This is a genomic window from Shewanella sp. TC10 (assembly GCF_009663145.1).
Taxonomy (GTDB): Bacteria; Pseudomonadota; Gammaproteobacteria; order Enterobacterales; family Shewanellaceae; genus Shewanella.
The window spans coordinates 119,996-130,498 of record NZ_VKHR01000004.1; the positions used below are offsets into that span (position 1 = coordinate 119,996).

Below are 10,503 nucleotides of genomic sequence, written 5' to 3' on the forward strand. Positions count from 1 at the left end.
AGTATAAGAATATAAAAGGATTAATATGGCAACTGCCACCCCAGGGACAGAAAAAAACACTCAAGCATCACCTTCAGAGCCTGCTCAAGAAGCGCCGAAAAAGAAAAAGCTCAGTATGTCTAGTTGGGTGTTGTTGTCGTTTGCAGGCGGTATCATTGCAGGGTTATTTTTTGGCGAAATGCTCGCCTGGATGTCGGTTATTGGTGATGCATTTATCAAGCTTCTACAAATGACCATCATCCCTTATATCATCGTGTCGCTTATTTCGAGTTTAGGCAGTTTAACCTTAGAGCAAGCAAAGTCTCTCGGCGTTAAAGTGGGTAAATTGATGCTGGTGATTTGGCTATTTGGCTTACTGAGTATGTACCTTATCAAGTACACTTTTCCTGATTGGCAAGCTGGCGAGTTTTTCAGTTTAACAGCATTACAAGATCCTAACTCTGTGAATCTCCTCGATTTATATATCCCATCTAACCCATTCTTTTCTTTATCAAATAGTTACATTCCAGCTATTGTTCTGTTTTGTGTCGCAACCGGGATCGCCCTGATTTCAATTAATGACAAAGAATCATTAATGCGCCCGCTGCAATTACTCGGTGAGTCTTTTAACAAGGTCACCCAAAGTATTGTCATGCTAATGCCTATCGGCATTTTTGCGATGACCGCAGCCACAGCTGGCACCATGGATTTTGATGAATTTCAAAAACTGCAGGTTTACTTTATTGCCCACGTTGTCATGACCATTATTCTGACTTATTGGGTGCTACCAGCGATTATTATGGTTATTACGCCTTTCTCGTACCGTGACATTACTGGGATTGCCAAAGATGCCATGATTACTGCTTTTGCTGCAGGTAATATTTTCATTATCTTACCGCTACTGATCCAACGCACTAAAGAGCTGTTCCACAAATACAAAATTGGTGATTCACAAACAGACGATTACGCCAATATCATTATTCCCGTGGTATTCAGTTTTCCAAACTTAGGTAAATTACTCACGATTGTTTTCGTGCTATTTGCTGCTTGGTTTTCAGGAAAAGAATTGGATTTCATTAGTTATTTCCCCATGTCAGTCAACGGATTAATTAGTCTATTTGGCAGCGTATATTTAACCATTCCCATGCTATTAGATTCGCTTGAGTTATCGTCTGACTTATTTCAGCTGTATATGGTTTCTAGCCTGTTCACCAGCCGCTTTACTTCACTTTTAGCCGCTATGAATATCTTTATTCTCGCCATTGGTGGTACCGCAATGCTTGCGGGGATTGCTAAAGTCAGTATGAAACGACTGATTCTATGTAGCGCGATTACGCCGGTTGTGTTTGGAGTGACATTACTCGCCACAAGTTGGGTGCTGAGTAGCATAGTGGACACCGAATACAACATGGATGAAGTTGTGGCGCAAATGAGTTCTGCTGCAGAAGTCCCAGAAGAAGTCATCACCTATAATTGGTCTGAAGAGCTTGATGTTAACGGCCCTAGAAGCATTGAGAAAATTAAGCAAAGCGGCTTGTTGCGTGTCGGCTATAACCCTGTACAAGTGCCTTTCTCATTTTTTAATGCCGAACATGAACTCGTTGGCTTTGATGTCGAATTAATGAAGAAACTAGCCGCTGAGCTTGGGTTAAAAATTGCCTTCATACCTTACAATAGTGGAAATGCACTTGAGTCGATTAACAATGGCTTATTTGATATTACTATTTCAGGTTTGCAAATGACGACAACTCGAATTGGCTTAGTTGATTTTACCAACCCCGTGCTTAACCTGCATTATTCCTTTGTGGTAAAAGACTACCGAGCAGATGAATTTAAATCTGATGAGTTAATCCATCAAGCAGAAAAAATTCGAGTCGCCTCTGTGGGCAATTACTCTATTATTCCTTACCTAAAAGAGAAGTTTGATAATATCGAATTTACTACGATTGACTCCGATAAAGCCTTCTTTGAGGATGATGGAAAAACTTGGGACGGTCTGCTTATTAGCCTTGAAGCGGGTCAAACCTGGACGATTCTTTACCCTGAATATACGACCTTATATAACCGAGAAGAGATTAAATCCTTTCCAGCCTCCTATGCCGTTGCAAAAGGAAATACTTCACTGCATACCTTCTTAAATAGTTGGCTGTCGATTCAACAGTCATCAGGTTATGTTGATACCCTGTATAGCTATTGGATTTTGGGAGAGAACGCCCAACCTAAGCAACCAAGATGGTCTGTCATTAAGGATGTTTTACACTGGGTAGAGTAAGCCTCAAAAATATGCATAAAACCTTGCTCAATCAGTAAGGTTTTATGCTTTAACGCTATGAGCAATACTTTAGCAACGCCGCTATGAGTAACACTATGAACAACGCTGTGAGCAACACTATGAACAACGCTGTGAATTCAATTAGTTTTCACTTTTGAATAATATTGAACTAATGCCGAATTGAAAATCAGTTGCTGTAAGTAACTATGATATTGAATATAAGCCATATAATCCTCACTGATACTGTGTTTTAAAAGTTAGATAATTCGAGCCAATCCAATTAACAACTAGCCCAACAAGCACCCCAAACGATACACTTAGCACTTCAGGTGCTGATGTGATGACTAATGTTGATAAAACTTCGGCATCAAAATTAAAAACGGTATGCAACCAGTTTCTCATTAGCTGAAACCCCATCAAATTAGCCATTCCAGCGACAACTGCAACCAAAAACACCCATATCATTTGCGCTTTAGCACGCCGCTGCTTTCGGTGCCTAAAAGTAAACTTTCGATGACCTAACCAAGTTAAACTCAACCCGACAGTAAAGGCTGTCACTCGCGCTAGCAGCGCATCCCACAGGGCAAGATTTAATAAACTTAAAAACACGCTTAAATCCACCACAAAGCTCAGACCACCTATCATTATAAAACGGCTGAAAGTATTAAGCTGCCCAACGATATGCCATGGCTGATTAGGCTTATAAACTTGAGTCGGCAATTCCATCGGTTGCATTAGTCTTCACCACAAAGCATCAACACTTTTTTGCTGGTTTCTGACTCAAGAAGACATTCTCCGAATTGGCCTTGTTCAGTTAACTGACGCTTACTGAGCACGACGTAATACTGACTTTGGTTTAACTGATTCAGTTGCAGTTCGTCATTCACAACCAGTGCTTTTCCTTCGCTGTAATATCTTGAAGAAAAAGGCTGTTTTAGCCAATAATAAACAGGTAAATCATATATTCTTTGGCTCAATAACCATTTATCACTTTTATCTTTACTGACCCCGGAATTAAGCACCACTAATGCGATAACTAACAACACTGGAATACACGTTGCTATCATCATAAAACGATGAATTGGTGAATTTCGCCATGCATACGCAATAAGTAAAGCTAAGGCTGGAGATGCCGGTAATACATAAGCAGGTAAAATGTTGCCGGCAAAAGTGAATAAAATAAGTGGCGCGGTCATCCAGCACAGTAAGAATTTAGTAAAATCATCAAAGCCCCTAGTCTTTTGTTCAATAGTCTTTTGTTCTATAGCCTCTTGTCCATTAACCTCTTGTTCATTAGTCTCTTGCTCCACTTGGTTGCGATTGCCATGCTTTAAAGAAGACTTATATAAATGGTCAGTCTGTATCGAGTTAACTTTATGATAAATGCGGTACAAACCACGAGGGATAAATAGCGACCAAGGGACGCACGCGACAGCAAAGTAAATCCAAATAGTGCCACGGACTTCATCGTGTGCAGTGCCATATAAATCCCCTTTCCAACCACTGTCTACAAAACGAGACCAATGCTCGCCAACAATAAAATATTGGATAAAACCAGGGGTCGCTTGTTCTGCCATCACATACCAAGGCAAGGTTAACGCAAGCAATAAAAGTAAACCTGATACAAGAGGAACTCGTTGCCACAATTGCGACCACATCTTGATAGGTCCAACAACCCATACCATCCATAGATATGTCGCAATACCAAATATCGCCACAGCGACGGGACCCTTAGCCATTAAGCCAATGGCAAGACCTACAAACCCTGCATAACCCCAGAAATAGGCTCCTTGCCAAGCCAAGTAGAAACCCACTAATGCTAAGGTTAATCCCAGTAATAACCCCATATCGGTCATGACAGTTCCCATACACACGTAAAAGACCGTGGTGGTCGTTAAAACTGTCGCAACTGTTAAGCCATTTATGGCGAATTTTTTTGCCAGCTTAACCACTAACGCTAGCACGACTAAGCCCACCAGAAAGTGTGGCAATCTTAAAAAGAATTCATTATTGGCAAACAGCTCTATGAAGCTGGCACTTAACCAGTTTTGCAAAGGCGGCTTGCCCCAAAAAGGAACTCCATAATCAAATTGTGGTGTAAGCCAATTACCTGTTTCGGACATCAGTCTCGCCATTTCGCCATAACGTGCTTCTGTGGTGTCCATCAATGGATATAAGGCTAGTGACAGCAAGCGAATCAATAGTGCTGATACAAGTAGCACTGCAATATGGGGGTAATATTGTAGAGCAGAGAACTGAGTCTTCATTTTACGTTTTCCAAGTTGAACTGATATTGGTTAAAGCTTTTAGGTTGCACAAACTGATTCTGTCGATTGAGTAAAATAGCCTGTTCCATGACTTGATTAGCCTGATAATTAAATTGCGGTCTAGCACGAACTCTCGATGACTCATTGCTTGAAGCTTGCTGAAAACTCACCACCTTATTCGGTAAACTTTGTTGATGACAGACCTCGTCAACAATAAACACTGGACGTTGTTTTACTTCCATAAATACACGTCCTAGGTATTCGCCAATCAATCCCAATGCAAGTAACTGAATTCCAGCCAAGAACAATTGCACCGCCATCATTGAGGCATAACCTGCAACCACTTCACCGAATACCAAGGTCTTAATAACAATCCAAGCGCCATAGACCAAAGAGCTCAATCCAATACTGATACCAAACCAAGTTGCTAAACGTAAAGGTTTAAAGCTAAATGACGTGATCCCATCCATCGCTAAACCCACTAACTTGCCATAGTTCCATTTGGTCTCACCTACGCAGCGAGGGTCGCGATCAAACTCGATTGTGGTTTGACTAAATCCAGGCCAACTTAAAATGCCTTTCATAAAGCGGTTTCGCTCAGGCATGGCATTGATATGATCGACCACCTGACGACTCAATAACCTAAAGTCACCAACATTTTCTGGTACAGGGGAATCAGACATCCAATTCATCAATCGATAAAAACACCCTGCTGAAAAACGCTTAAACCAGGTTTCACCCAAGCGTTTTTTACGGCGCATATTGACCACTTCAAATCCATTTCGCCACGCTGCTAACATTTGCGGGATTAACTCAGGCGGGTCCTGTAAGTCTGCATCTAATAAAATCACCGCCAGACCTCTTGCTTGGGCAAGCCCAGCTGACATCGCCGCCTCTTTACCAAAATTACGGCTTAACTTAATACATTGATGCTCACCATGACTTAAGCTTAACTGCTGCAATAACGCCCAGGTATTATCTGTACTGCCATCATCAACGAACACGAGTTCACAGTGTTCTGTCATGGTAGATAGCACTCCGTTTAGGCGCTGCATTAACACATCTAAACTTTGCGATTCATTAAACATAGGGATAATGATCGACAAACACACTTCAGATTTTTTATTAAGATGACTTGTGTGGCGCATGGACTATTCCTAGAGAATAAAATATGCCAACATCTTGAATTAACGCGAGTGTAAGAAATGTCATTGACATTTTTTCGACAAAAATGCTGCCACAATAAGCAAGATAAAAATGCGGAGCCTATCGAGAATGAAATTACTGATCATTGAAGACAATCATGATGTTGCGGGGATTTTGGGCGATTTTTTCGAAGCTCAAGATGCCGAACTCGATTTTGCGGTCAATGGCGAACTTGGTTTATCACTGGCTCTTGCAGAAGATTTCGACGCCATCATTCTCGATTTAATGCTCCCTAAAATGGATGGGTTAAGTTTGTGCCGAGCTTTAAGAAAACAGGGCTGCACAACCCCAGTAATAATGCTCACTGCTTTAGATAACAAAGCTGACTTAATGACTGGCTTTGATAGTGGCGCTGATGATTATTTAGGTAAACCTTTTGATTTAGACGAACTTGATGTTCGCATTAAGGCTTTGATAAAACGTCACCGTGGTAGGGTTGCACAAGCAACATTGCGTTTCGGTGAGCTTGAGTTAGATGTTGCCCGTCATCAAGTGAAGCGCCGTGGCTTGATACTGCCTCTCACTCCAACCACTTATCAGATACTGTTATTACTCATTAAAAATGCACCGAATGTGGTAACGCGCGAACAACTTATTGAAGAACTTTGGGGCCAGCATCCACCAGGGCAAGATATTTTGCGCAGCCATGTATACCAGCTTCGTAATCAGCTTGATAAGCCTTTTGAGCAACCTATGTTGGTCACCGTACCTAAAATAGGCCTTCGTCTTGAACAAGGAGCATCTTAGTGAGCGTTGACATGACAAAGCAAACATCACATGCAACCACCAGTAATAGCTCAACCCACTCTTTTGTTGGCAGGCTCACACTTTACTTTGTATTAATTGGGGTGATGGCATCTGGATTAATTTATTTAATGATGATCTTTATGCTGCAATGGGTTGAAGATGAGGTCAGTTTAAATAACCTCAGAGACAGCGCACCCTATGTTATCAAACAATTTCGTAAAGGCACGCCAGAACCTTTAGTCTTGCCACCCAATATTACCGCCTTTCACAGTACTCATTTTATCCCGAGCAAATATGGTCAATTACAAAATTACCCATTAGGTTTCAACGGCGAGATTAATGAGGACGTTAATGAGCTATTTTTATATCGGTCTGAATTTGTATTAAATGGCCGAATGACGCAGTTATATATCACCATGCCTGCTGAAAATATTGAATTAAACCGTGATCAGTGGAATGGGATCAGTACCTTTATTATCGTGTTTACCATTGGCTTAATACTGCTATTTAGTTTCGCAATATTTAAACTCTTTAGGCGTTTAATCGCACCGATTAACCAACTGAGTATGCAACTTGGGCAAAATAAGCCTCCCAAGGAGTTCACTGTCAGTCATAGCGCTGCCAAAGAGTTTGGTATTTTAACTGACAGTCTCAATAACTATCGCCAACAAAATGAAACCTTAATGAAGCAAGAGCAAGCGTTTGCACGTTATGCGAGTCACGAACTGCGGACTCCTTTGAGTATCGTTTTAGGCTCGGCTAAATTATTGGCGCAAAAACCAGATGCAGACTTTCAATTGCGCCAACGAGAGCGAATCACTCGTGCTGCACAGGACATGCAAAACACAGTTGAAGCTTTACTCAATATTGTTAAACAAGAAAAATCTGCCAATGCTAATCCGCCAAGATTGCTAGCTGAACAAGAAATTAAACACGTTCTCGAAACGACTATCAGTCAAGCTCAACAGCAAGGCATTGAAGTCATTATCGATTGGCATGATGCACCTATTGTCCAGCCTAATTCTGCCGTGATTAAGATGTTACTCACCAACTTGCTCAACAATGCCATTAATGCCAGTTGTGAAGATTTAGCAGAAGGTGAAGCGAGCTGGATTAAGCTGAGTATTTTTGAGCATCAAATTATGATTGAAGATAACGGCCAAGGTTTATCGGACAGTGAAAAAGGAAATCAAGCAAGTGAATTAGTCGGTCATGGTCTTGGGTTGGTTATTATCGAGACCTTATGCCAACGTTATAATTGGCAGTTTAGCCTTAAAGCTAACCAGCCAAAAGGCTGTGTAGCGACACTCAGCCTACCTAAACTAACGGTATGATTACCAGATCAGTAAGCCCGTCTAATTTGACCGCTTCAGTTAACGCTTTAGTTAGCGCTTAAGCAAATAAAAAGCTGACTTAAGGTTAAGTCAGCTTTTTGGAATATATGGTGAAATTGATTGCCGTAAACTGCTTACCTTTTATGAATATCGCCTGACTTCATTACAAATTGCACATCAAGTAATGCATCTATTTGCTCTAACGGGCTGGTTTTCATTGCGATCACATCAGCTTGCTTCCCTTGCTCAAGCGTGCCAAGGCTAGAAGACATACCCAATAAGTCCGCGCCATTGATAGTGGCAGAAATAAGTATATCCTTATTCGACATCCCCGCTTGATGCATCAACACGGCCTCTTTGGCATTGTCACCATGACGCGACACTCCGCTATCTGTACCAAATGCGATGTTAACTCCTTGTTTGTAGGCATTGCCGAAGTTATTTTGCATGTCGTTACCCACACGAATCGCTTTCGCTTTAATCGCATCAGACATAAAGTTGCCTTTCGAGTTCGCCATTTGCACGACAGTATCACCAGCCAATAAAGTCGGAACTAAATAAGCGCCAGACTTTTTAAATAACTTAATTGACTCTTTATTGGCGTAGCTACCATGCTCAATACTATCGACTCCAGCCCTTAGTGCTGCATTTATCCCTTCAGCGGCATGGGCATGGCTGGCAACTTTTCTGCCTAACGCATGGGCGGCATCGATGACTTCTTTCAATTCATCATTAGCCATTTGCTGACCAGTGCCAGTATTAGTATCAGACAAAACCCCACCAGTTGAAGTTATCTTAATCACATCAGCACCGTATTTTATCGCTCGACGAGTGGCTCGGCGGCAATCATAAGGCCCATCACAAATGGTTTTTGAGGTCAGCATATCGAGCAAGTCTGGACTCTTGCCATCCACATCGCCATGTCCTCCGGTTACCGAGACACCGCCAGAAGCTATAATTCGAGGCCCGCTCAACCACCCTTTTGCTATAGCATCACGCAGTGCATAAATTTGCTCAGGCTTGGCGCCTAAATCTCGAACCGTGGTAAAACCAGCCATTAAGGTTTTATTGGCAAAGTAAGCACTTCTCATCGCAACATCTGCATCAGACATTCGCAATGACTCACTGTCATTTTTAGGGCCAATTTCACCTTGCAAATGCACATGCATATCCATCAATCCAGCCATCACGAAGCTGTCTTTTAAATCAATATATTCAAGGCTGTCACTCGATAGAATTTTATCCTTGGATAAAGTTAAATAGCCTTTTTTAACCTCAAATATTTGATCGTCTTTAATCACCAAGGAATACTGCTTTAGCGGTTGTTCACTAGCATCAGATAACAACTCCCCCGCATGAATAACCTTATAATCAGCGCTATTTGCAGCCAATGATGTCAAGGTGCATGTAGCTGATAATGTCATCACTAAGGCGAATTTAATTTTGGATAATACCGATTGAGTGCGCATGAGCTTCCTTTTTATTCTGATGTCCCTAGCTCATAACATGCCTAACTTTTTGCGCGGTTACAATAACGCAACATCCCCAGCCCGAAATAACCACTCAAACAAAGGGGGTTACATAAGTCACACCAGCAACTCCATACCATATCGTTCGTTACTTTCTGGCGGCCAAAGTTAAATATATTTATGTTCTGAAGCGCATTTTTACAACCGATTTAACATTTGCAATTGATTCAGCTAAGCCTTTGCTATATAAAGGGTTTAAGATTTTCATCAAGGAGGACGAAAGTGTCAGAGTCGGTCAAATCAGAAAAAAACTACGCTACAGCTGTCATCTTATCGGGAATATTCGGGATACTTGGTATCCATCACTTCTATTGTGGAAGGGTACTCCACGGCTTTTTTGATCTGTCGCTAGCGATAGTTGGGCTTACGCTAATACAATTTGATGACACGACACTCACCATGCTAGGTGTTGGTCTTATTCTAATTGATGTCATTCACACTGTTGTGGTGACATTTATGCTTCTCGTTGGAAGCTACAGAGACGGACAAGGTAAATTAATTACCTATCCAGGACAAAAAATATAATTAAGGGATTTATTTATGTCAGAAGTTCAAACTGCTGAAGCACCGGTTCAAATCAGCGAAAAAGGGTTTGTACCAACTTTACTGTTATGTTTCTTTTTAGGTTCATTAGGTGTTCATCGTTTTTACACAGGTAAAATTGGTACTGGTATCTTAATGTTACTAACATTAGGTGGTTTAGGTATCTGGACACTTATTGATTTCATTATGATTGCAGTTGGAAGCTTTAAAGATTCTGAAGGCAACGCAATTAAAGCATCATAATTGCAGTTTTAATCGCATATATAATAAGGCTGCCTAGTGATTTTGGCGGCCTTTTATGTATCTTAAGCAAAGTAAAATAATAACACTCAGCCAGTTTAAAAAATAAAGTCCACTCCCCAATACACTTGCTCTGCATCATTAACAGATAAAGAAATTGCATCGATACTTTGATCTGAAGAAGTAAAATTGTGCTTTAAATAGCGAAATCCTATTTCTGAAGTAAACGCATTACCAAAATCAAACATCAAACCTGTTTGACCGCCGTAAACGTAACAGCTGCTTGAATCATAATAAGTTTGATCAATATCAGCCATTTGAAATTCATGACCACTTAACCCTGCAGATGCACCGATAAATCAGTTGGTTTATCGGTGCATCTGCAG

Annotated in this window: 10 protein-coding genes; 5 read left to right on the forward strand and 5 right to left on the reverse strand. The window is 41.1% G+C overall.

The genetic code is table 11. The annotated features are described in order from the left end of the window. The first annotated feature begins 25 nt into the window (after positions 1-25). Positions 26-2,251, forward strand: a complete 2,226-nt coding sequence (locus FNZ24_RS02530) for a cation:dicarboxylate symporter family transporter (RefSeq protein WP_153912838.1) — start codon at positions 26-28, stop codon at positions 2,249-2,251. Positions 2,252-2,485: 234 nt separating this feature from the next. Here the strand turns inward: FNZ24_RS02530 and FNZ24_RS02535 are convergent, their stop codons facing one another. Genes FNZ24_RS02535 through FNZ24_RS02545 form a run of 3 tightly spaced genes read right to left on the reverse strand, consistent with a single transcriptional unit; the run spans position 2,486 to position 5,666 of the window. Next, positions 2,486-2,986 carry a GtrA family protein gene (locus tag FNZ24_RS02535; RefSeq protein WP_153912839.1) on the reverse strand — a complete coding sequence of 167 codons (501 nt, stop codon included), beginning with the start codon at positions 2,984-2,986 and terminating at the stop codon, positions 2,486-2,488. Then, on the reverse strand, positions 2,986-4,518 hold the full coding sequence (locus tag FNZ24_RS02540; protein ID WP_153912840.1) for a phospholipid carrier-dependent glycosyltransferase: 1,533 nt from the start codon (positions 4,516-4,518) through the stop codon (positions 2,986-2,988). Before FNZ24_RS02540 ends, FNZ24_RS02535 begins: the two co-directional genes overlap by 1 nt. Next, the gene (locus tag FNZ24_RS02545; RefSeq protein ID WP_153912841.1) at positions 4,515-5,666 is read right to left on the reverse strand and encodes a glycosyltransferase family 2 protein; all 1,152 of its coding nucleotides are present in this window, start codon (positions 5,664-5,666) and stop codon (positions 4,515-4,517) included. The genes FNZ24_RS02540 and FNZ24_RS02545 overlap by 4 nt, the downstream gene beginning before the upstream one ends. 127 nt (positions 5,667-5,793) lie before the next feature. Between FNZ24_RS02545 and FNZ24_RS02550 the strand changes: the two genes are divergently transcribed. Further along, positions 5,794-6,471: a response regulator transcription factor gene (locus tag FNZ24_RS02550; RefSeq protein ID WP_228768352.1), complete on the forward strand. Its 678-nt coding sequence runs from the start codon at positions 5,794-5,796 to the stop codon at positions 6,469-6,471. Continuing rightward, a complete protein-coding gene (locus FNZ24_RS02555) occupies positions 6,471-7,805 on the forward strand; it encodes a sensor histidine kinase (protein ID WP_153912843.1) in 1,335 nt (444 codons plus the stop codon). Before FNZ24_RS02550 ends, FNZ24_RS02555 begins: the two co-directional genes overlap by 1 nt. Positions 7,806-7,939: 134 nt before the next feature. Here the strand turns inward: FNZ24_RS02555 and FNZ24_RS02560 are convergent, their stop codons facing one another. Beyond that, positions 7,940-9,274, reverse strand: a complete 1,335-nt coding sequence (locus tag FNZ24_RS02560; RefSeq protein ID WP_416384805.1) for a metal-dependent hydrolase family protein — start codon at positions 9,272-9,274, stop codon at positions 7,940-7,942. 282 nt (positions 9,275-9,556) lie between these two features. On the opposite strand from FNZ24_RS02560, the gene FNZ24_RS02565 reads away from it, so the two are divergent. Together FNZ24_RS02565 and FNZ24_RS02570 are read left to right on the forward strand one after the other, a co-directional pair. Beyond that, the gene (locus tag FNZ24_RS02565; RefSeq protein ID WP_194944980.1) at positions 9,557-9,859 is read left to right on the forward strand and encodes an NINE protein; all 303 of its coding nucleotides are present in this window, start codon (positions 9,557-9,559) and stop codon (positions 9,857-9,859) included. 15 nt (positions 9,860-9,874) lie between these two features. Continuing rightward, the gene (locus tag FNZ24_RS02570) at positions 9,875-10,120 is read left to right on the forward strand and encodes a TM2 domain-containing protein (RefSeq protein WP_153912845.1); all 246 of its coding nucleotides are present in this window, start codon (positions 9,875-9,877) and stop codon (positions 10,118-10,120) included. 95 nt (positions 10,121-10,215) lie between these two features. On the opposite strand, the gene FNZ24_RS02575 is transcribed toward FNZ24_RS02570, so the two are convergent. Continuing rightward, positions 10,216-10,434, reverse strand: coding sequence for a hypothetical protein (locus tag FNZ24_RS02575; protein WP_153912846.1), 219 nt, complete (start codon positions 10,432-10,434; stop codon positions 10,216-10,218). Between the last annotated feature and the right edge of the window lie 69 nt (positions 10,435-10,503).